This window comes from Cuspidothrix issatschenkoi CHARLIE-1 (assembly GCF_002934005.1).
GTDB lineage: Bacteria > Cyanobacteriota > Cyanobacteriia > Cyanobacteriales > Nostocaceae > Cuspidothrix > Cuspidothrix issatschenkoi.
On sequence record NZ_PGEM01000021.1, the window covers coordinates 19,679 to 42,715 of the forward strand.

General features: G+C 37.0%; 18 protein-coding genes, 1 pseudogene and 1 CRISPR repeat array. Of the genes and pseudogenes, 11 read left to right on the forward strand and 8 right to left on the reverse strand.

The window, feature by feature from the left end; all coding sequences use genetic code 11:
• Positions 1-10: 10 nt before the first annotated feature.
• Both CUN59_RS02865 and CUN59_RS02870 read right to left on the reverse strand, forming a co-directional pair.
• The gene (locus tag CUN59_RS02865; RefSeq protein WP_243406851.1) at positions 11-178 is read right to left on the reverse strand and encodes a ribbon-helix-helix domain-containing protein; all 168 of its coding nucleotides are present in this window, start codon (positions 176-178) and stop codon (positions 11-13) included.
• Positions 179-687: 509 nt separating this feature from the next.
• Complete coding sequence (locus tag CUN59_RS02870) at positions 688-2,823, reverse strand: WYL domain-containing protein (RefSeq protein ID WP_104386414.1); 2,136 nt, start codon at positions 2,821-2,823, stop codon at positions 688-690.
• A 464-nt stretch (positions 2,824-3,287) separates the two neighbouring features.
• Between CUN59_RS02870 and CUN59_RS02875 the strand changes: the two genes are divergently transcribed.
• From CUN59_RS02875 to CUN59_RS02905, 7 genes and pseudogenes are all read left to right on the forward strand, one after another.
• Positions 3,288-6,563, forward strand: a complete 3,276-nt coding sequence (locus CUN59_RS02875) for a type III-B CRISPR-associated protein Cas10/Cmr2 (protein WP_104386415.1) — start codon at positions 3,288-3,290, stop codon at positions 6,561-6,563.
• Between the two features lie 196 nt (positions 6,564-6,759).
• A CRISPR array of direct repeats spans positions 6,760-7,224; the repeat unit is 35 nt; unit sequence CTTTGGCTTCTTTGAAGTCGAATAAAAATGGAAAC.
• A 55-nt stretch (positions 7,225-7,279) separates the two neighbouring features.
• Positions 7,280-8,506 (forward strand): type III-B CRISPR module-associated Cmr3 family protein, encoded by a 1,227-nt coding sequence (locus tag CUN59_RS02880; RefSeq protein ID WP_104386416.1) that lies wholly within the window; start codon positions 7,280-7,282, stop codon positions 8,504-8,506.
• A gap of 2 nt (positions 8,507-8,508) precedes the next feature.
• Positions 8,509-9,351, forward strand: coding sequence for a type III-B CRISPR module RAMP protein Cmr4 (gene cmr4 / locus CUN59_RS02885; protein ID WP_104386417.1), 843 nt, complete (start codon positions 8,509-8,511; stop codon positions 9,349-9,351).
• A 136-nt stretch (positions 9,352-9,487) separates the two neighbouring features.
• A complete protein-coding gene (locus CUN59_RS02890) occupies positions 9,488-9,892 on the forward strand; it encodes a hypothetical protein (RefSeq protein WP_104386418.1) in 405 nt (134 codons plus the stop codon).
• Positions 9,893-10,034: 142 nt separating this feature from the next.
• Positions 10,035-11,852 (forward strand): RAMP superfamily CRISPR-associated protein, encoded by a 1,818-nt coding sequence (locus CUN59_RS02895; protein ID WP_104386419.1) that lies wholly within the window; start codon positions 10,035-10,037, stop codon positions 11,850-11,852.
• A 218-nt stretch (positions 11,853-12,070) separates the two neighbouring features.
• Positions 12,071-14,242 (forward strand): hypothetical protein, encoded by a 2,172-nt coding sequence (locus CUN59_RS02900; protein ID WP_104386420.1) that lies wholly within the window; start codon positions 12,071-12,073, stop codon positions 14,240-14,242.
• Between the two features lie 99 nt (positions 14,243-14,341).
• Positions 14,342-14,503, forward strand: a pseudogene (locus CUN59_RS02905) (ISKra4 family transposase); the annotation flags it as partial.
• Positions 14,504-14,573: 70 nt separating this feature from the next.
• On the opposite strand, the gene CUN59_RS02910 reads toward CUN59_RS02905, so the two are convergent.
• The 5 genes from CUN59_RS02910 to CUN59_RS02935 form a co-directional block, all read right to left on the reverse strand.
• Entirely contained in the window at positions 14,574-15,074 is a 501-nt protein-coding gene (locus tag CUN59_RS02910; RefSeq protein WP_243406852.1) for a GNAT family N-acetyltransferase, read from the reverse strand.
• Complete coding sequence (locus CUN59_RS02915; RefSeq protein ID WP_104386422.1) at positions 15,071-15,367, reverse strand: type II toxin-antitoxin system TacA family antitoxin; 297 nt, start codon at positions 15,365-15,367, stop codon at positions 15,071-15,073. Before CUN59_RS02915 ends, CUN59_RS02910 begins: the two co-directional genes overlap by 4 nt.
• A 165-nt stretch (positions 15,368-15,532) precedes the next feature.
• Positions 15,533-15,814 (reverse strand): HNH endonuclease, encoded by a 282-nt coding sequence (locus CUN59_RS02920; RefSeq protein WP_104386423.1) that lies wholly within the window; start codon positions 15,812-15,814, stop codon positions 15,533-15,535.
• Between the two features lie 457 nt (positions 15,815-16,271).
• The gene (locus CUN59_RS02930; RefSeq protein ID WP_104386425.1) at positions 16,272-17,174 is read right to left on the reverse strand and encodes a ParB/RepB/Spo0J family partition protein; all 903 of its coding nucleotides are present in this window, start codon (positions 17,172-17,174) and stop codon (positions 16,272-16,274) included.
• Positions 17,174-17,920, reverse strand: a complete 747-nt coding sequence (locus CUN59_RS02935) for a ParA family protein (RefSeq protein ID WP_104386426.1) — start codon at positions 17,918-17,920, stop codon at positions 17,174-17,176. Before CUN59_RS02935 ends, CUN59_RS02930 begins: the two co-directional genes overlap by 1 nt.
• Before the next feature lie 149 nt (positions 17,921-18,069).
• On the opposite strand from CUN59_RS02935, the gene ade reads away from it, so the two are divergent.
• From ade to CUN59_RS02950, 3 genes are all read left to right on the forward strand, one after another.
• Positions 18,070-19,701, forward strand: a complete 1,632-nt coding sequence (gene ade, locus CUN59_RS02940; RefSeq protein ID WP_104386427.1) for an adenine deaminase — start codon at positions 18,070-18,072, stop codon at positions 19,699-19,701.
• A gap of 228 nt (positions 19,702-19,929) precedes the next feature.
• Positions 19,930-20,166 carry a hypothetical protein gene (locus CUN59_RS02945; protein WP_190370881.1) on the forward strand — a complete coding sequence of 79 codons (237 nt, stop codon included), beginning with the start codon at positions 19,930-19,932 and terminating at the stop codon, positions 20,164-20,166.
• Entirely contained in the window at positions 20,163-20,912 is a 750-nt protein-coding gene (locus CUN59_RS02950) for a nucleotidyl transferase AbiEii/AbiGii toxin family protein (protein ID WP_104386428.1), read from the forward strand. The genes CUN59_RS02945 and CUN59_RS02950 overlap by 4 nt, the downstream gene beginning before the upstream one ends.
• A gap of 46 nt (positions 20,913-20,958) precedes the next feature.
• Here the strand turns inward: CUN59_RS02950 and CUN59_RS21300 are convergent, their stop codons facing one another.
• Positions 20,959-21,108 (reverse strand): hypothetical protein, encoded by a 150-nt coding sequence (locus CUN59_RS21300; RefSeq protein WP_165790147.1) that lies wholly within the window; start codon positions 21,106-21,108, stop codon positions 20,959-20,961.
• 104 nt (positions 21,109-21,212) lie between these two features.
• Here CUN59_RS21300 and CUN59_RS02955 point away from each other — a divergent pair, with 104 nt between their 5' ends.
• Positions 21,213-23,000, forward strand: a complete 1,788-nt coding sequence (locus tag CUN59_RS02955) for a GmrSD restriction endonuclease domain-containing protein (protein ID WP_133163992.1) — start codon at positions 21,213-21,215, stop codon at positions 22,998-23,000.
• Positions 23,001-23,037 lie beyond the last annotated feature (37 nt).

Consider the following 23,037-nt stretch of genomic DNA (forward strand, 5'->3'; position numbering starts at 1 on the left):
ACCGCAATATTTAATTAGTTGGGTTTTTCAGTTCAAGTTTTTTCAGTTCACGGATACCAGACTCTACAAGGAATGCTGCAAGATTGGCAGTTGTTCTACCTTGTTCATTGGCAATTTTTTCTAAATCTTCAAATACAGTATCCGGCAAAGTGACGCTAAAACGTTTACTCATTTGCATCTATATTGAATCTCCTTTACACCAATATCCTACTAACTGATTCATCATTTAATGTAAAAACAGCGAAAACGATTCATTAATGATGTTGTATGATTCTATTTTGCTGCTATACTAACACTATAACCAAGTCAATGCAAACCCACTGCAATCCTGAAAAGTCCCGTGTGGCGTGATTAGGTGGGGATTGACAAGACTTCTGGCTACTACGCGATAACGCATAAATTTAACTAGTGCATCAAAACGCACCCCAAATATGCAAGATGCGGCTACCTTATACGCGGTATGCAGCTACTTTGCAGCGACTATATGCAAAGTAGCTGCATAAACTATGGAACAGACAAGAGCAATTTATGAAACTTTGGTAGGTAAGAGGGTGAGTGATACCCATTGGATTAAAACACAGGAGGATTCAAATATAGGTTGAGGTAGCGGATGTCTGCGCTTCGCTATCGCTAATGCCAAAACCAGTTTGAATCCTCATCACATCTAAACTTTTACAACTGCCAAAACTACTGATATAGCTTACTAATCCCATCCCCCATTAACTTAATTTGTTCCCGAATCTCCAATGGTTGCACAACCTTAACTTTATCTCCAAAACCAATAATCCAACGTCTGAGGTCTATATCCTCAATAGTCCAACAGGGTAAAGTCAGTTGGCAACGATAAGGATACTTAGGATCACCTGTTGGTCGTAAAACAAATATCGTCTCCCCTTCTTCACTTATTTTTCCTGATCGCATTGAGAATTTAATTTGATTATTAGGTAATCGCTTGGTTCTTTCACTCAGAAAATTAAAAATGCTTTCTTGACACCATATTTCTACTTTGATTTCTACAGAAGAACGTTGTTTAGGGTTTAAATATTTCTGCTGTTCATCAACTTTATTACCTAAAAATAAGCTATAGCTGGATTGATATAATTTCTCTAATTTGGATAAAGCGGCTTTCTGTTCTTTTATGTCGCGTTTTTCTGGTAAAATCTGATTAATAGAAAAGCGATCTAATCGCTCAAACCTAAATAATTTATCAGCAGTTCCACCTTTGGTTTCGTAGCCTAAATACCAGCCTATTTTAGAAAATACAATTTGTAGAGGCCAGACTTGGAATAGTTGGTTAAGATGGGGATCATTAAGATGACGGCCTGTGTGTGCAAATCGGACAAGTTCTAATAATTGACCTGATAAAATAGCTTCGGTAAGTTGATCTAGTTTCTTGTAAGCTGCTTTGTCTGATAATTTTTCTAGATCAATACCAGGACTATTAGCGATCGCTCTCACTCGGTAATCATCAGTACAGTCCTCAGAATCGGGGTGAGTAGAATCCTGAGACTCTGATTCACCAGACTCTTGAGAATCCGATTTTTTAGTCTTCTTAGGACGCAATATTTGACTTAATTCTAACTTTTTCTCAATCCCTTCATAAATAGATAAAGAAATAGGATCATCTAAATCTTTAGCATGAGAACGAAGAACTTTATAAACCTGTACGAGTTCATGTTTATTTAAAATTGCATTGCCAAGAAAATAAGCACGTTTCATAGTATCATTAGGTAATATTTTATAGGGGTGTAAAACTCTTTGAATATCTTTACGCAGTGTGTCTTGACTAAAACCAACAATATATTTTTTCAAGCTTTCAAAAAATATCTCTTGAACTTTTTTATCTTCCTCTTCCTCATAGCGAAAACAAGGGGAATGCACCAAACAGCGAATAATTGTCATTAATCGTAAAAACGCATCACTATCAGAATAGGTATGTGCCTCAAATTTATTAATATCTCCTGTATAGTCACCAACCAAAATTTCTGATGCTAACCCTTGTTCATTAAGAATCCCATTTTTTTCTAACCACTGCAAATCATTAGCTAAAGCTTCGGGTTGAGCATAAATAGAATGATATTTACGGGACATTAATGCAGATATTTCATCTAAAGAATCTGTTATAGGTTGAATATTACCAACTAACTCCTTTTGTAAAAGATCAGGATTAATTTCATGGAGTAAACCCAAACCAGGGAATTTAATAATTAACGAAATCAAATACATCAATCGTTCAAAATCAATTAAACCAGAATACTGGTGTAAAGTTTTCTTCTGGCTACAATTACGACGATTAACAATAGAACGAGGTAAACTTTTAATCTGTTTTTCAACTAGAGAAAAGTCATGTTTGCCATTTACCATTGCCACGACATTTACTTTACCAAAACCCTCAGCCTCAATAGGTTCAAAGTTTCTTAACTGCTTATCAAAACTCTCAATGATATCTTTATCAACTTGCCGTTGTCGCTGTTCATTTCTGCGGTAACATTCCTCCAAGGGCGTTTTTAGATACCAACCCATCCAAGTTTCTGCACCTACACCTGCAAACTTTTGTAATATATCCATGCGTTGCGATCGCTTGAAATTTGTAGCATCATAAATTACGGAACGACCAGAAGCAACAGCAACTTTAACTCTATTCAATATCTCCTGTTCAATTAAATTCCAATCACCTTGTATACTTTCATCACCAAACAACTCAGCCCGAATTGCATCTGTAGAGATTATTACACAATTAGAATCATATTCCACCCACTGACGAGCAAAAGTTGACTTTCCAGAACCAGGAAGACCGATAAGACAATGACAAATTGGAGACATAAAAGTAATGGTTAAAAATCAATAAATATATACTAGGCTAAATTACTAATCCTTAATAATACTTAATGCGAATCACGAAAAAATACCTTGAAGATTCCCAAATTTTCATTACCTAAAATTACCAATTAAGTACCTGAGCAAAATTAATTTAACATTTTTGGAAAAAAGAAAAATCTCTGTATTCCTTGTCTGTTCCCTGTTCCCTGTTCCCTCTCCAAAATATAAAATTTATTTTGCACGACTACTTACAACAAATCTATTACTAATCGTTACAATTTTTCATTTTGTTGTTCGCGTCAAATTAACACGGCTTAGATACTTTTATGTTATGGTGAAACTTATACTTAATTATACAGATTGTTAAAAACCACATACAAGGCTAACCAACCAAAGTACAAAAATCATCAAAATCGGCAGATAAAGCCCTCTATTACCCACTACAAGCAAAAAATACCAGGAAAAATATGAACTTTCATCAACGCAAACTTTACGCTTTGTTACGTACAATTACTGAAAATTCTCCAAATAAAAAATTTATCTGTCAACATCTCGAAGTTTTTCAAGCAGATATTGACGCATTATCTCAATGGTGGGAAACTCAAGGACATATAGCCGCAGCTATTAGCAGTTCTTCTGACCGGGTGAATTTAAAGGCAGTTGAAAATAACAGCGATACAATAGAATTAAGACATCCTCTCAGTGGACAAGAACAAATAATTAATTATCCTCAAAACTTGTCATTAGAGTCCATAGTAACAGAAATTCAAACTGTGTGGCAACGTATTTCCCAACAAACAGATATAGACCAAGATGAGAAAATAGCTAAACTATATTGGTGGTGTTGGCGGTTTTATCCTCAATTACTTGTATCACATAACATAGGACTTTTAACCCCTGCTCATTCTATATTACCAGACTGTTCTCACCATAGTTACAATAGTACAGTTGCAGCTTTAGTAGGGGCAATGTATCCCCAAACTTGGCAAGAAGGGGAAGCAGAAACCCATCCTTATTTATTAATCTTTACCTTTTCCCCTATCCAAGAATTTATTAAAGCTTCCCGGAAATTTCTTGACTTTTGGGGTGGTTCATATATCTTACATTATTTGAGTGCAATTATTTGTTGGGAAGTTGCTAAACTTTATGGACCCGATGCAGTCATTACTCCTTCTCTTTGGAGTCAGGAAATTATTGATGCTTTGTTGTTAAAACATCATCCTGATTTTCAAGCTGATTTTCATAAATATGAAGGAACAGATCCCATCAGCAAATTTTGGAATCAGGATAACCCACCCCAAAGTTTATGTACTGCGGGTTTTCCTAATGTCATTACTGTTTTGGTAGGAAGTAAAGATGAAGCAATTAAACTCGGTAAAGATTTAGAAGCAACATTAAAAAAACATTGGCAAGAAATGGCGCGAAAAGTGCGAGAAGATGTAAAAAGTAGGTTTCGAGATAAAATAGCAGATAATGACAAGTTTAAAGAAGTTGTGAAAGAAATCGCCAAAGATTTATTAGGAGAAAATTCCGAAGCAAAAGTTAAGGATAAAAACAAGGAAGAATCCGTAGAAAAAGCAAAAAAAATACCCAGAGAAGAACTCGAAACAGAATTAATAAAACTACGTCAACCAGGATGTTGGGAATGGAATGGTTTATGGGATGCCCAAATTAATCATACCTGGGAAACTTACTTTGTAGCTGTACCTTTAGGAAATCCTGAACAAGATTTACAAATACAAATTAATTCTGATAGTCAAAAAGAATGGATAGAATTACAAAATCAAATAGCAGATATTCGCATAACTCAGGCAAATAATGACCCTGAAAATCCTAACAATCAAAAAAGCATACCAACCGCAGCCGAATTAAATGCTTATAATTTCCTGAATGTTGGTACTTGGTGGGGTAGTTTTCAAGGCAGATTAGGTAAAGCCATTCAAGCTATTAAAAATACTCGTTCTTGGCAAATACCTATAGCATCTGGTGAACGTTCTACTTTATCTGGTCAATATACAGCCTTACATCCCCGTTTTCTCTATCAAAACTTTCAGAATGGACTGGGTTTACCTCTGGAGTCACTGCGGTTATTTTGGCAGGTGATGGCTGTTGTTTATCCTGGTGTCTTCAACGGTTCTGAAAAACTCAATGCGATTGAATTAACTAAGCGTCTGGCTTGGAAACATGGAGGTGTGGCGGAAAATTTAGGAATTAAATTAAACCCAGATGATGATTATGAAGGGTTAATTCGTTTTCCTAATCTCTGTTCTATTGCTGCGGCTAATTTTGCTGCCCATCATCCCCAAAAGATACAATATTTTTGGGCTGATTTGCGACAACAAATAGAGCATAATTCAGAATTAGAATCAAAACATCATGATTTTTGTGTTCGTACTAATCGTCCATTTCAAGTCCGTCGTGCTGATGCTGCTGTGAAAGCATTACCCAATTATAAAAAAGGTTTAAATGGGGTGATGTTTTCTAGTAAATGGTTAGCCGATGACATGAATCTTGATGCCACAAAAACATCTGCTTTACGGACTGTTGTTGATACTGTCCAAAGAAAGCATTTTGGTGATGGTAGTCCGGCTGACTGGTGGGTATTAGTATTAGGTGATGGCGATGGTATGGGCAGCTATGTAAATGGCAGCAGTTTGAAAAATTATAGTGATTATATTGTTGCTAATTTGGTAGATACTCGAAACATAGAACAGGAAAAATGGGATAATTTACTAAATACTAAAAAGCGCATGGGACCAGCTACCCACGTCGGATTAAATCGGGCTTTATTGGATTTTTCTAACCGATTAGTACCCTATCTTGCCGAGCAAAGACATTGTGGTAAAGTCATTTATAGTGGTGGTGATGATGTGATGGTTGCCTTACCTTTAGCAGATTTACCGGGGTTTTTACGGTCTTTGCGGGCGGCTTGGTGTGGTGGAGATGACCCAGAAAATAAGTTTATTAGTCAAGGGGGATATTGGTTTTGGCAAGATGAAAAAACACGACCTGTAGAAATTCCGGGACGACCTTTATTTACAATGGGTAAAGATGCGACTATGAGTTTAGGTGTTGTTATTGCCCATAAAAGTGTACCTTTACCAACGGTGTTAGAAAGTATTTGGGATGCGGAAAAAGAACGGGCGAAAAAGTTGTCAGGTGTCAGAGAAAAAAGGCAGGACTCTCCAGGATATGAAACTATTTATCCCAATAAAGATGGTTTGTGTTTTCGGGTAATTTACGGTTCTGGTAATACCTTGGAAGCTTTAATGAAAGGTCATTTATTGCCGTTATGGTGGGATTTTTTGCAAGCATATCAAGAGGTTGATTTTAGTCCGGTGTTGTATCGGTTAAGTGAAGAGTTACCACGTCATGCAGAGGTGACTAAAGATAGTCGTCTGTTTCGCAAAGCCGCCCAGGTAATACTTGCAAGTCGGGATCAACAACTTGCTGAGGAGGTGGAAACTACCTTACTTGCGTGGTTGGATGCTTGGGAACAATGGGCTTGTGGGGCGAAGGAAACAGCTACAGAGTTAGGTGAGGAGGAAGTTTTGGGTACAAAACCGGAAGATTTAGCGAATTTGTTACGTTTTAGTGCCTTTTTGGTGTCACGGCGACAACAGGAGGTTTCTTGGCAGGGGGCAAGGTGCAGGGTGCAGGGGGAAAGAGGGTTTAGGGATTTTTGCACAGATATGGGAATTATGATTAAGTACCCGTATAATTGGCAAACTGTATCATGTTGATACCATTCGTGGGATAGACACAATGGCTGAAACCCTGATTCTTTCGTTCTATCCCACAAATCACTCTCCTAGTAAGGGTTTGAGGTGTGTTGTTATGGAGATTATTGAAATAAATTCTCATTTATTTAGGGTAAAATTTGCATCCCACGAAAAAGTGTTGTAGGATTGTCTCAGGGTAAGGCTTTCAAGCTGTAGCCTTTGGCTTCTTTGAAGTCGAATAAAAATGGAAACTACAAGCAGTCTGTTTAGACGAGGCTGCTTGTATGTTACTTTGGCTTCTTTGAAGTCGAATAAAAATGGAAACTGACGTTCAGCGCGTGCAGACAAGAGTCGAAAGCCCCTTTGGCTTCTTTGAAGTCGAATAAAAATGGAAACATTGCGGACATAAACGCATACTGTGGTATATTATGCACTTTGGCTTCTTTGAAGTCGAATAAAAATGGAAACAATACTCCAATTTTGCGCTTTGGCGAGTTTAACCAAACTTTGGCTTCTTTGAAGTCGAATAAAAATGGAAACTGCAAAAAAATCTTAGACATGATCTCAACGTCCTAAACTTTGGCTTCTTTGAAGTCGAATAAAAATGGAAACGTGACAACCTTATACCAGCCCCAAGCCATAAAAAACTTTGGCTTCTTTGAAGTCGAATAAAAATAGCAAGGGTTTAGCATTGCTAAACCCCTACAAAAAACTGAAATTATCAACATACAAAAAATATGCAATGGTATGTAATTGAACCCCTCGATATCCTCTTATTTCGAGAAGCCAAACCCTTTTCACCTGGAGAAGGTGCTTGGGCTAAAAGTATCTTTCCTCCCGTACCAACCACAGTTTTTCAAGCCTTGCGTTCCCTAGCAGAAAAAGCCCAAGAACTAGAATTTTTTGGTGCATTTTTACTGCATCATGAACCAGGGAGAACACCAGAAATTTTCCTACCCACACCTAAAGACTTACTCAGTGTCAGCATTAAACAACCAGATGAGGAAGAAACTACCAGCAAAGGTAAAACAGCAAAAAAATGGCAACGTCTCACCTGTTTAGAACCATTAAACCGCCAAGATCCAAAATGGCAACATCTGGGATTTGACCCTGAATATTTTCCAGATCATGGTATTTCGCCAATGGTGACACCTGTACTTTCAGCCACAGCAAATAATCCAGAATCACAAAATACTCAATTAGAAGAATATATTAATGGACCCCCAAACCCTTGGATAAAAGCCCAGGCTTTAATTAAATATCTCAAAGGAGAAAATTTAACTTATAAACGCAACGGAAAAGACTTCCACTCAGACCCTTGGCAGAAACAAGTATTATCCCATATTCAAATGGCAGCAAATCAACGCCAAGTTAAATCAGAAAATGGTTACTTTACAGAAGTAGCTGTTAGGTTACACAAACATTGGCAATTGATTGCGGCTGTCAATACAAAATTACCATCATCAACAGTGCGGTTAGGAGGAGAAGGACACCGGGCTTTAGTTTATCCTCTAGAGGATTTATTTAATAATGCCGATAAGAACAATAAAAAGAACAACTTTGATGATTTCCAAAAGTCTGTTTTACAACCACTAGAATCTTTCAGAGAACCTACAAATACAAGCGACAAAGCCTATTTACTCACCCCTGGACTGGCACAAACCCAACCCGAAAAAATGATTTATGGGGTATATCCCCATTACTGGCAAGAAATTTTAGCAGGTTGTGTGAGCGACAGGCCATTACTTTGGGGTGGTAAATCACCTTATGCAAAGACCCCAATGTTACCACAACGGGCTTATGTTGCACCGGGAACAGTGTACAGATTTAAAGATAGTTATGAAAAGTTAAGTGAAACTGAGAAAAAATCCTTGCAGCAACTATTACCCCAAGCGGAAGTAAAAGAAAAATGGTTGCAGACTTTATATAGCTTAAGTTACGGTACTTTACTTTGGAATAGATAATTATGACAACACACATTTCCTATTTGTATTTACTGTCTCCCTTGCATACGGGAGGAACTAGCCAAGAAGGTAATATTGTAGGTATTGCCCGTGAATCTCATTCTGATTTACCTTATATGAGTGCTAGTGGAATTAGAGGTAAATTACGTGCCAGCACTCCAGAAGATCAACGTAAATCATTATGGGGTAATACCTTAGAAGATGTACAACAAAACGGTGATGAAAATCTCACTCAAGGGTCTTTGTGGATAGGAGATAGTGCAATTGTATGGTTTCCTGTTCCCTCTCTAAGTCATGGTATTGTTTGGGTAACATCACCATTTTTATTGCGGCGTTGGTTGAGATTATATAACCAATTTTTATCAGAAAATCAGCAATTATCTTTACCAGAAATTGGTAGTTGCAGTCTGGGTAGAGTTAAACTGTACCTCAAAGATGCTATTTTTAAACCTTCAGAATTAACGATTTGGACAAAAGAAGAATGGAAAAAATACATTCCCCAAAATAACAAAGTTACTGAAATACTAGATAAAGTATTAGTGCTATCTGATGCAGACTGCCAAACACTAATTCAAACTAGCTTATGGCGACAAGTGCGGGTAAATTTGGGTGAAGGTAAAGTCTTAGCTGATAATGCAGGTTTTCGCTATGAAGAAGCAATTCCCCCAGAAACATTAATGTATTTCCCTTGGGGTAGTACGACTGCTGCTAATGGTACAAGTGAAACTGTTTGTAATAATTTAAAAAATATCTTTACTACTCAAAAAAATTGGCAATTTGGAGGACAAGAAAGCTTAGGTAGAGGTTTAGTTGAATTATGGAGTACAGAATTGAATTTTGGTTAAATATTGGCGATTAAAAAGATGTAGGTTGGGTTGATATAAGGAAACCCAACACCAACTACAGCAAAAGATTAACCCAAAGAAATCCAAAATCAAACTAACAACAAATTTACTGATTGTAATTAGGAAATAGATAAATATGACAAACTATGACCCCAGAACAATTTCTACTAAAGTTTATAACAACTTAAAAACAGTCAAAGATAAAACATCAAAAACAGAAGACCACGATAAACAAAAAAGCCAAGCAGTTGAATTATATACATTTGTTGCTACTTGGGGACTATTACGGTTAACAGGTGAAATTCCTGCTTTAAGTAATGAAAGACAGAAACAAGCGGTTGTTGAATGTTTTTTTAGAACATTAGGAGAATTAGCCTTTGCAGAAGAAACACCTAACCCTTTAGCAGAAACATCAAGAATAGAAAAACTGACTCATTCTAATATGACTGCTTCCGAATATTTAGGGTTAACAAGTTTTGCTTTAAAAGTCGCACAAGAGTTTTCATTTTGGGCTGAAGCATTATATCCCAAAAAACCCTAGCGAATATCGAGTAAATTCATACTAGCCCTGGCGATTTCTAACGGGAGTCGTAGGCTCTATTATATTCGCTGAAAACTTTGAAGACAACCTCTAACACAACTTATCTATCTGATTTTCAAACATTATTGGAATTAATAAAACTATGCCTCCTATTCCTCATAATTTTTGGTTAAACCATAGATTACATCAAAATCTTCAACTAGATTCATCTGCTAGTTTTGTTGAATATTTACGTTGGTTAAGAATTCGCCGCGAAAATCCTAATAACAATTCCCAAATTGGTTTAGTGAATAATGGTGAAATTCTGGAATTGTTAGCTAAAATCGAACAAAATAGTGATTACAGTTCTAGATTGGAAATATTAACAACACGCACACGGCAATTAGCCACAGAATCTTTTTCAGTCAAAGCACCTTGGCGAATTCGTGTAGGGGGAATGAGGGGACCAGAATCAATGTTACTCCCTGCTTTTGATGCTTTGGGTATGCCTTATATACCTAGTACAACTCTCAAGGGTGTAGCCAGGGAAATGGCAGAACGTGATTCTAATACAACTTTAGAAGATATTAGAAATATTTTTGGAGATTTAGAACCTACTGCTTCTATGGGTAAGGTAATTTTTCTTGATGCTTACCCTTTGCCGTTTAGAAAAGTTAATTCTGATGATGAAGTTGAAGGTTTAGTTCCAGATATGGCTAATTCTATCTGGACTTGGGATAATAATATCCCCCAATATAAGACTAATCCTAATATTTTCTTATCTTTACGGAAACCAACTTTTGTAATCGGCTTGCGAGTAACAGATGATAGATATTTAGAACTACTTAAGCGAGTGAAGAAATGGTTATTGCAAGGGCTAACTCAAGGTATTGGTTCTAGGGTTAATAGTGGGTATGGGGTGCTAGAAGAAGTTAACCCCAATGAACAACAGGAAAAACCTAAAAAACGTAAAACTATTCTCAGAATGGGGTTTGAATTGCAAGGACAATTGATACACGGAAGACAGGAATTTAAGCAATGGCGAGAAAATAATAATGGAAATGGATGGATACCACCAGGAATTGCAAAACCAGAAGTTCGTCCGCCGAGTTTTCGTTCGATGTTACGCTATTGGTTTCGGACTTTGGCGTTGGGAGTATTACCAGCAAATGTAGTTAAAGAACAGGAATTGATTCTTTTTGGTGGTATTGAACCAGAAGCAAAAATGGGACTTCTACAAATAGAAATTCCCAAGGGGGGGATTATTAGAGATAATGCTGTTGATGCTGGTGATGATTTTGGTTTGGCAAAAGGTGTATTAATTTTACGGCTATCTTATCTGATTCGGCAATTATCAGAAGAACAACGAGATGCAACAATTAATTTAATTCAAAGTTTGACTTGGTTAATGTTCCATCTTGGTGGTGTTGGACAAGGTGCAAGAAGACCTTGTTATTCACGCAGAAATAGACAAGAACGACCAAAACCTTATTGGCGTGGTTCAACTTTGAAATTTACAGGTAATGACCAGGAATGGGAATATTCAACGTCTTTGGCAGGTTTACAAGCAGATTTCCAGAAACATCTGAATGCTTTTTACACCAATTTATCAACATTCAGTAAGCAAAATTGTAACCCCCGAAGACCAAGACAAGCAACTGTCACCGGAAATTGGCCTGAAGCTGTTGATACTAACTGTCGTATTCTCTGCGTTCGAGGAGATATACAAAATGATAAACCTCCGGCTTTAGCATTGTTGCATCAAGAAGCTACCAAAACAGGTAATGAGTATAATAAAGAACTATGTGGTTCAATAAATGAGCGATCGCCTATTTGGATAGCTCGAATTAACAACCGTTTTGATGTGGTTACTATCTTTGGTGCAAATAACAACCATCGAAAACGCTATTTTGAGTTACTGACAAAACCAGAACTTCCGGTTACAGAATGCAAACAAATTTGGCCTCTACCGCAAAGGTAAACCCAAGACAGAGACTAGACTTTTTGTTGTTCGCGCCAAATAGCTAGACGCGTTCATGTGCGTCTCCTAAGATACATCTCATCAAACGACTTCACACAAGGTAGGAGATATAACACAGGAAACAGAAATACAAACTTTGTACTTAGCTCTAGCTGAACTTCTGTTACTCCTGTAACTCCTTCCTTTTTCTGTATCAACTTCACATCTTGGAGAAAAATATGGGTATCCTCATTGCTAACATTGGTACATCAGATTTAGCCATTAAAATTAACGTTAATGGTCAAGAACTTTATGTACCCATTGACCCACTTCCATCGGAACCTAATCAAGATACTGATGAATTAACACCAGAAGAATTAGCCATTTGGAAAAATCCTCAACAATATTTCCAATCTTCCGGTTTATATACAGAATTAGGATTTGAGCTAGATAAAGCTCCCACAACTAGAGAACTGACAGAGAAGTTATTAGAAAAATATCAAGAAAATTTTACCTATTGGCATTCACGCATTCATGCGCCCCGGATTTTGGGAGTTATTAAACAAGCCTTAGCTTTAAGCGTTAATAAAGGTTATATATTTGTTACTAACCAAAAATCAGAAAACATGGTTAAAGGACATGAAAAAGATACTGTGTTCATGTATGAGATTCTAAAACTCTGGTTTGAAAAACAGCAGCCTAATTTTAAATTAATAGATAAACCAATCCCTTTAAAATATAGAGTATATATTCCAGATGATTTATTTCAATACTACTATAACTTTTTTAGTGAACTAAATTTGGAAAAAGAAAAACAGCAACAACAGCAACGCTATCCTAAATTAGATGAAATACTATCTGGTAAAATAGCCGCATTTGATGTTCAAAACCAAGGGTTATTTATAGAAGTAAACGGAGGTTTACGGGGATATATCAATATTAATAATATTTCGGAATTGGTAATTAGTCCACAGGAGTTAAGAAGCATTTTTAAATTAGGAGATGTGATTTGGGTAAAAGTAATTAACAGCGACATTGATAAGCTGAGATTTTCTAGCAAAGAATTAGAAGAAACGCCAGGAGAAATTACTCAAAATCACCAACTTATATATAATCGCATTAGTCAAGAAATTAAAGCTAATACCCAACTTATAACTCAATCACAAGCAGATGAGGAAATGCTTTTGATTAGTGCCAAAGGGGGAACACCCCAGATGAAAATAGCCTTGCAACTGCAAGGTATTTCTGTATCTGCTGTTAGAAAAATATTGTTTGTGAATCCAAAACTTTCCCATCAAGGTGTGTTTCAAGGCATTCCTTCTGATTGTGAAATAGAATCTTCCTGGCGTTATATGCGAACTCAAAAATACCAAACGATTAAAATTCTAGTAGAACGCTGGGATTATGATGGTGCGGTACAAATTTTAAAGAACTGGCAAAATTACCTTAATTTTTTGATTCAACAAGGGATAGTTGGTAAGGAAGATATAGAAAGAAGTAATGATGTGATTAAAGTTGTACTGCAAGTTTTAGATTTTGCTCGTGCTTGCTTTAACCTAGATTTTCAAACTGCTAAAGACCTCGCAAAACCAAAAATTGATACAACTTTCCTCGAACTGAGTACAGATATTTTTCCTAAACTTCAAGAAGCAGCAGATAAATATGGAGTTTATCAGCATCGTTTGTTGAGTATCTACACCCAAAATCGCATTTATTGGCAATTGGATCAAGTTGCTAGTTTTTTGGCGCATCTTGCATCTTTTGGTGAAGAAGTATTACATGGGTTGATTTTGAAATGGGAAGGTAAGGCAAGTTATTGGGTATCTAAGTCAGGGAAGGATTTTCCAAAAAATTTATCTGGACCTGAATACGAAGCACAAATTAAAAGTAGCTTTACGATTGATATCAAACAAATCCAGCTTAGTAGACCTTCAGTTTGGAATAAGGTAGTATCTTTACAAAGTAGTTTCAATCCCAAGTTTGGTTCTAAAATTAGAGATAGAGAATCATTGACTAATCGCTTCATTAAGCGTTACTTTGTGCAAGCTTTGGTTGAATATCGGAATAATCCCCAAGAAATAGAAGAGTGGCAGTTGATTATGAAGAGTTTACAACAACTAGATTTTTGGATTGAACAAAGAAATCAATTAATTCACACTGCTACAGGTTATTCTAAACCATTGATGGTCAAGTTATTTCATAAATATAGACCTGATGAAAATTCAAATATATCTGCACCTTGTCACCCTGATGAAATTTTAGGTGTTATGGAGGCAATTCTCAAGAATAAGCTGGTTGATTTGAAAACCATTTACCGGAATATGTTCGTTGGTAATGAGGCAGAATACTATATATATACTCTAGTTAATAATTGGGTAGTAAATACCTTGGTAAATGATGGCATGAAGTAGGATTAAAGCTACCCCTTAACAGGGGCAAGGGCGACGAATTAAGATGAATAAATCCTATGTCTACAGTCGCCCTACATCAAAAATATGTTTTACAATCCTTATTATCAAACCGAGGGTATTTGTTCTATTGGTTCTGGTGCCGTCGAGTCTACTATCAAACAGATAGATCGCCGATTAAAAATCCCTGGCGCACAATGGAATGAATCGAATGTCTCTCAAGTCCTCAAGCATCGCTGTGCTTATCTCAATGCCAAGCTTTAGAGCCTGTTTAGTTCTTTTGTTCTAACAAAGTTGATATGCTCCCAGTTGGGCAGGACTAGGCTGGCTGTTATTAAAGGTTGGCAACAATATCTTGTAAAGGCAACATTAATGTTAAAGGTTCTATAGGTGAGGGTTTAAATTTATATTTTAGATAAAATTGTTTAGCTTCTTCATCTTTAGCGTGAACTAAAATACATCGTATTCTGACAATTTTGGATGCTTGTAAAACCCGAAAAATTGCATCTCTTAGTAAACCAGAGCCTATACCTTTACCTTCCCATTGTTCATCAACAGCTAACCTACCAATGATCATACAAGGTACTGGATCTGGTGCATTTTGCTTGACTTTTCTAATAGCTACTGAGTGATATACACCAGAACTTGCCAAACAGTAATAACCAATTACTTTGTTTTCACAAATTACTACATAAGTTCTAGCAGTATCACCCTCATTCTTTAAAGCTTTTTCCCTCAACCAACTATTTAAAGTTTCTGACCTTGATTTGAATTGTGATATATCATGGCTGGAATTAATTGGTTGAGGAGTTTCTATAATTTTCGCCTGTGTCATTCTGAATCCCAAGGTGATTTAGCAGTCAAAAACTTATGTAGTTCCTCATCTACTTTAGGTGGTGTATTTAAAATATCAATAAATTCTTGATATTTTTTTTCATCTAAAGCAAAAAAAGTTTGGTCACAAATTACTTTTTCTGCTTCTCTACAAGCGACATCTAGCATAAATTCAGAACGAGTTTTCCCAAGAATTGATGCCGCATAATCAATTAAATTACGCTGTTTTTCTTGAACTCTAATATTGATAACCTGATTGCGTCCAGGACTATCCATTTCAAAGGAAGCTACCATTTTAGTTTCCCAAATTTTATTATTTGATTATCCCTACTATAGATAATTGTGTACACAATGTCAATACATTGTTGTGTGGGTGGTAGGTAGAATACAAGGGTATCGCCTCCTCAAGTCTTTAAGAAAGGTAACAATACCTCTAATCAAAATTTCCCCCAAGAAAATTTAGCGATTTTCAAACCCCGACAAATCAAACAACGACAACTGCCCCACAGAAATATTGCCCTTACCACCACGATGATAACTAAGGTGACATTTTGGACACAGAGGGGCTAAATTTTCGGGTCTATTATCTGAGGGGTCACGATTCCAATGGTGTACTTGTAGGTGGGTACGACGTTGGGGGTTTTTATCGGGGGGTAATGAGCGATCGCATTTCTGACAGCGCCAACCGGAATTTTCTTTGATGGATTTAGCTAATTGTTTCCAATATTTTGGGTATCCCATGATAACTATTGAAAGTTGATATAAGGATTTTACTATCACTAAAGTATAGCATTTTCATAGGGTAGGAGAAAAAATAAAGTCAGCGAGGGACAAGCAATATAATAGAATGTGACACATGACGCAAAAGCTAGATTTGAGTAAGAAATCGGGAGAAGAAATACTGCAAACCATCGAGCCAAAAAGGATTATAGGGTGTGTTGGTGCGGTGAACTATACCACTAATGTAGAGAGAAACAGAGGTAGGAAACTAAGAGATGTTCATATTTCGTTTAGGATTGCTATATCTGTGCATAATATTTTCTGTAATTACCAGGACTTACGCAAAATACCTCGAAAGTAGGGGTAATACCCTTCGGGAAGCAAGCTACATGAATTACCCCTACGAAAGAATCAGGTTTTTGATTACTTCGTGCGTAAGTCCTAATTACTAATAACCTAACTACAAGTTTTTTGCTTTCTACTCCAACAATTTCTCTAAATCCCCCAACAATTTCTCTAGCTTCCTAGTTTTTTTAGCATCTTCCCACACCTGGGCATTCTTCAATCTTTTACCAATCTCAGAATATTTAGCATTCAGTGTTTCTTTGACTGTGATTTTACCTGGGGTTAATTCCTTTACTAACTGCTTAATCTCACTTAATGATAGATTTTCATTAAGAACTTTATCCAGTAGTTCCCTACGTTCACCGTCATCTTTGAGTTTAGCGATCGCCCTAGCTTTAGTATATTCTAGTTGACCCTGCCGTAAGGTTTCCAGGACATCATCAGGTAAATTCAACAATGGTAAACGACTGGTGCGGAAACTTTCAGCAGTGAATCTCCCGACATTCTGTAACACCGATTCTATAATTTCCAGTTGACGTGAAACGTTTTCCGTCAGGTCTAAGTTACGTTTTTTGGCGTTGGCAACCTGATTGAGAATAGAAATAACCTCACCTGAATTTACATCAAGTTCAATACGGAGTAATTCTAAAATTCCTTCGGTTTCTTCAACTGGGTTTAAATCTTCCCGTTGCAGGTTTTCCACTAAGGCGATTTGCAGGGTTTGAATATCCGATAATTCCTTACTGATAATCGGTACTTCTGTTAACCCCGCTTCTTTGGCCGCCCGGAGTCGGCGTTCCCCAGCAACTAACTCAAATTCATCGTTAACAGCACGCACTAATAAAGGTTGTAAAATCCCGTGTTCTTTAACTGACTGCACCAGTTGATTTAGTTTCTCAGGGTCAAAATACCGTCGGGGTTGTTTAACAGGTAAACGAATTTTATCAATATTAACAGTGGTAGTTGGTAATTCTACATCCATGGTCAGTAAATCTTCCACACCACGCATTTTCGGAATTCCTAATTTCTTGACCATTACAGTTTCTCCATACCCTGTGCAATTTTCTTCAAAACTGTTATCGCTGGGTGTTTGGGGTCATATACAGCCAAGGGTTGACTATTCATCACTGCATCCGCAAAGGCTGTGGCACGGGGTATCTTGGGATAAACTTTGGCCAATGATGACAATTGTTGCTCTAATCCCTCTAATATCACTTTGTCTTGGTTGGCGTTCACGTACAAGGTTGGCACAAATCCGGCGATCGCCAATTTCTTATTAATATGTTGCTTTACCTGTTTGATGGTATCAAATAATAACTCCGTTCCCTTAAATGCCTTGTAATGGGTTTGCACTGGTACTAAAACATGAGTAGCAGCACAGAGTCCGAGAATACTGAGAATACCCAATGAGGGGGGACAGTCAATCAAAATAAAATCATAGTTATTAGCGATTGGTTCTAAAACCTGTTTGAGTCTTGTTTCCCTGGCCATCACACTAGATAACTGTAATTCGACAGCACTGAGGGTAATATTAGCCGGGGCTAAATCCATCCCGTGTAAATTGTGAATTGGTAATTTAGTTTCTGGATTCAAGATTGCACTAGCGATAATATCTTCGAGTTCGTGGGGTTCAAGTCCCATAAAAGTTGTTAGGGATGCCTGGGGGTCAGTATCTACCAGTAAAACTTTATGTTTGAGGGAAAGATGATAACCCAAATTCATCGTCAGGGTGGTTTTCATTACCCCACCGGCTTGATTAAAAATAGCAATAATTTTAGTCACAATTTCGCTTCAGTTCTTGGTTTAAAGGCTATGGTAATACTTGAGGGTCAGGAAAAATCAGGGGTAATTTATTCACAAAATCCTTACTTTATTATTGCATTTTTTTGTCAGAAAAACTCTACCTTTAGTTATTTTTTAAGGATAAAATTATGAAAAATTTTACTATTGTCGGCAATATAGTAGACGTTCTCTACCGTCGTATTTTTCCGGGTACTATTCACATTCAAGATGGATGCATTCAATCTATAATCCCAAATCCCAGTGGGCAATATTCACAGTACATTCTTCCTGGTTTTGTGGATGCTCATGTTCATATCGAAAGTTCAATGCTGGTGCCGACTGAGTTCGCCCGATTAGCGACGGTGCATGGTACGGTAGCCTCTGTCTGTGACCCTCACGAAATCGCCAATGTAATGGGGTTAGAGGGTGTGGAATTTATGCTAGACAATGCCGCCCAGACTCCCTTTAAAATAGCTTTTGGTTTTCCTGCTTGTGTCCCTGCCACCGAGTTTGAAACTGCTGGGGCAAAACTGACGGTAAACGATTTCCGTCAACTGTTTAAACATGGTATTTCCTATCTAAGTGAGGTTATGAATGTTCCTGGTGTTTTGGCAGATGATGTAGAAATGATGGACAAAATTCATCTAGCGCAAGGTTTGGGACTACGCATTGATGGCCACGCACCGGGGTTATCTGGTACAGGATTACGTAAATATGCAAATGCTCAAATTACCACTGATCATGAATGTTCCACACTAAATGAAGCTGTAGAGAAATTAGCACTGGGAATGAAGATTCAGATCCGGGAGGGTTCAGCCGCTAAAAACTTTGATGCCCTGCACAGTTTAATTGATGTCCACCCAGAACGGTGTATGTTTTGTAGCGATGATAAACACCCTGATGATTTAGTTACTGGACACATAAATCAACTGGTGAAACGGGCTGTAGCATTAGGTCACGATGTCATGAATGTGTTGCAAGTTGCCTGTGTGAACCCTGTCAAACATTACAATTTGGATGTGGGATTACTACAAGTTGGGGATAGTGCGGATTTAATTGTTGTCAATAATTTACAAGATTTTCAGGTGTTGGCTACCTATTGTCAGGGAATATTAACAGCAAAAACAGGGTCAACTTTGTTACCGTTTGTTCCTCTCAAACCCATTAATAATTTTCTCACCAGCCCAAAATCACCGGGAGACTTTACAATTACCGCCAGGGGTTCAAAGGTAAGAGTGATCACGGTTACGGATGGACAATTAATTACAGGTGAAAAAAGTGTACCAGCGTGCATTGAAAACGGTGAGGTTATAGCTGACTTGGAGCAAGATATCCTGAAAATAACAGTAGTAAATAGATATCAAGACAAACCGCCGTCGGTGGCATTAGTGCAGAATTTTGGATTGCAACGGGGGGCGATCGCATCAAGTGTGGCGCATGATTCCCATAATATTGTGGCAGTGGGGACAAGCGACGCGGAAATCTGTACTGCGGTAAATGCCATCATTCAACATCAAGGTGGTATTGCAGTAGTCGAAGGTAACAAAGTTGAGGTATTACCTTTAGCTGTGGCTGGGTTGATGAGTGATGCCGATGGTTATGAGGTTGCCAAAAAATATGCAGAACTTGATGCTGGGGCAAAAAGATTAGGGTCAAAACTGACTGCACCATTCATGACACTTTCATTTATGGCGTTGTTGGTGATACCAGACTTAAAACTTAGTGACCGGGGGTTATTTAGCGGTCAAGAGTTCCAGTTTGTGTCGTTGTGGATTGATTAGGTGTAGCGAATTGCAAACATAAATCGTTAAAACTCCATTTTACGACCTGAATACAACTGAAAATGCACGGGTAGAAATTAAACATGATTAGATATGATTAAATATATGTATATTTAAAAGCATAATTTTTATTTACGGTTTTAGTGTTGGGGTGAAATTAAATTTCAGATTGATAAACTCCAGTTAAAATTAGAATCAGGAAACAAAGGTAAGACAGTTAATAGAGTTATGGCAACCGCAGCACCAACAACTGACCCAATGAATGTCCCCAAAAAACTACCTTTTTTGGAGTCAATCTGTTGGCAAACAGCAGATGTCTATCGGTTTACTCCAGAAGAAATGCTAAGTCGCTATGAGCGTGGTTGGCGATATCACGACTTATTTAATAATCTTGAGGGTGAAGAACTTGATTTCCTAAAAAACCTTGCTATAAGGTATAAATCCTGGGTACAAGTTGCCTTATGACCTTCAGGTTAGAACACCACAATAAAATTCTCACGATTCTTGAGTGTTTAGATTCTGAGGTACTAAAAGAGGTTTCTGCTTACTTCGGTGGTGGAACTCTCCTTGCACTTGATTTTCAAGAATACCGATGGAGTAAGGATATTGATTTTCTTGCTTCCGTTGGTACACAAGGTTATAAATACCTCCGTACAGTGGTCTTTGAGGGTGGTCATGAAGCATTATTTCGTGATTTGAGTAAAATCCAAATTGGACGTGCTACGACTGACCAATATGGGATAAGAATGGTTGTTTGTGTAGATAATACCCCTATAAAAACAGAAATTATTGCGGAAACTCGTTTTCAACTAGACCCACCAAGATATCCTGAATGGTCGCCTGTTCCCTGTTTAAGTATCAATGACTGTTTTACCTCTAAACTGCTGTCAAATTCTGACCGCTACATGGATGATAGTGTTGAGGCGAGAGATTTAATTGATCTAGCAGTTCTCAGGTTGCAATCTCCAATCCCTCAAGTATCAATTGATAAGGCTGAAATCGCTTATGAAGTGATGCGACCTTTAAAAAAAGCGATTAAACGCTTTCAGTCAAGACCAGGTTACAGAGAAAAATTTTTTGTTGGACTACAAGTTGATAAAGCACAGATCCCCAAAATTATTGACGGTATTGATTTATTGGCAAAAGATTTAGGTTTATCCCACACAGAGAGGCTTTTTCAAGAACAGCATGATATCTTTGCGGATTTATAGACACAAGCGTAAAAAAGAGAAAAATTTTAGGTATTAAATCAAAAGACTAACCCAAAGTCTTACTAACCAACCATCCCATTTGATTACCCAGCTTCCCCGCTTTGGTGAAGGTGAAGCTACCCCATACAAAGGTCATTTCATCCTTACCTGCCCTTGGGGTAACACCAATCAATGTCCAGTCCGTTGATTCTGTCATATACCGCTTGACGTGACTCTAAACCGTATCTTCCTTGTAGAGTAGCGATTTTGATTAGTAGTAAGGATACTTCTTATAATTTTAAGATAAGTATCACAATAGCTATGTATAACGAATCTTTTTGTATTATAAATAGCTATGACGTATTAGAGAGTACAAAACAGATGGCTTATTGGTTGTTTCAAGGTAATCCCCAATTCTATCGAATTATTGACGCTATACAAGATTTAGATCAAATGCTTTGGATGGTAAGTCGTTTTGGTAATCAGATGTCTATAGGTGATGGAGTTTTACTTTGGATTTCTGGTAAAAAAGCTGGAATCTATGCAATAGCTAAACTTATAGATACTCCAAAAACAATAATTAATCCACCAGATATTGATTACTGGATAAAAGATGAGAAGACTTTTTTAGATAAGAATAAACATTTTGCTATGATTCAATTTACTCATAAACTTTTAGATTCACCAATCTCAAGAGAATCATTAAAAAATGATGAGTTTCTAAAGAATTTGTTAGTAATTCGTCAACCTCAATCTACTAATTATCAAATCACTGTAGAAGAATGGGAAAAGGTGTTGGCGGCCGCTGGTGTTGAATTTAGTAATGGTATACAGACTGTCGAATTAGGGGGGGCTGATGAAGGTGATAGTTTTTTAGAACCACAGAGTGTTTCTTTAGAAAAAAGTGATCGTAGCCTTATAGAATATCACAGATGGTATAGGCAAAAGCGATTAATTATTAATCCAGAATGGCAGCGAGAATATGTATGGGATGTAAAAAAAGCCTCAAAATTAATTGAATCATTCTTGATTGGACTACCTGTGCCTGTTATATATATTGCGTTTAATGAGTCTGGTAATAGAGAAGTAATTGATGGATTACAAAGACTTACTTCAGTTTTTAATTTCTTTGATAATCAATATTCACTAAGAGGCTTAGAGGTTCTTGGTGAATTTAACGGGTATAAATTCGGTGATCTTCCCCAAGGTTATCAAAACCATCTAGAAGACTCTACAATGAGAGCATTTGAGCTACCAAAAGAAACAAATAAAATATTAAAATTCATGATTTTTGAACGTCTTAATACGGGAGGTGTTGTTTTAAATGAGATGGAAATCAGGAATTGTTTGTATAGTGGTAGTCTAAATAATTTAATTAAAGAGTTGTCAAGAAACCAAGAATTTCTTGACTGTCTTAATCAAAAAAATTTAGATAAAAGAATGAAAGACAGAGGCTTGGTTTTAAGATTTTTGGCTTTCTTTCAAGTAAATTACAGAAATGCTAAAAGAGGGATGAAAAACTTTCTTAATGAATTTCTAGATACTTATCGTAACCCTTCAGAAGATAAATTATTGGACTTTAGAGATGCCTTTAAAAAATCAATAAAGGCATCCTACACTGTGTTTGGTAATCAGGCATTTAGATTGAGAACAGAAAGAGGCAGTTGGGCGAATCAAATTAATGCTTCAATTTTTCAGGTTATAACTGTCTCTTTTGTTGATTATGAATTGAGTGCTATAACACGGGGTGCTGATTTAATTTTTGAAGAATATCTTGATATGATATCAACAGATGACAAATGGGTGAACTGTGTTTCCTTACATACTGGAGATATCCAGCGTATTGATTACTCCTTTACTGTTTGGAAACAAAGACTTGCTGAGGTAATGAAAACTTCTTCTCCTAATGACTCACAAAGATGTTTTTCTCGAAAATTAAAGGAAGAACTATTTAATCAAAATTCTACTTGCCAGATTTGTGGACAGAAGGTTAGTCTTATTAATGATGCCGTATTAGATCATGAAAAGCATTACTGGAGAGGTGGAAAAACTGTTCCAGAAAATGCCCGTTTAGTGCATCGTCAATGTAATGCAGAAAGAAAGCACTAATATGAGTTAATCGTTTAGGCATTTCTGTCATTGTCCC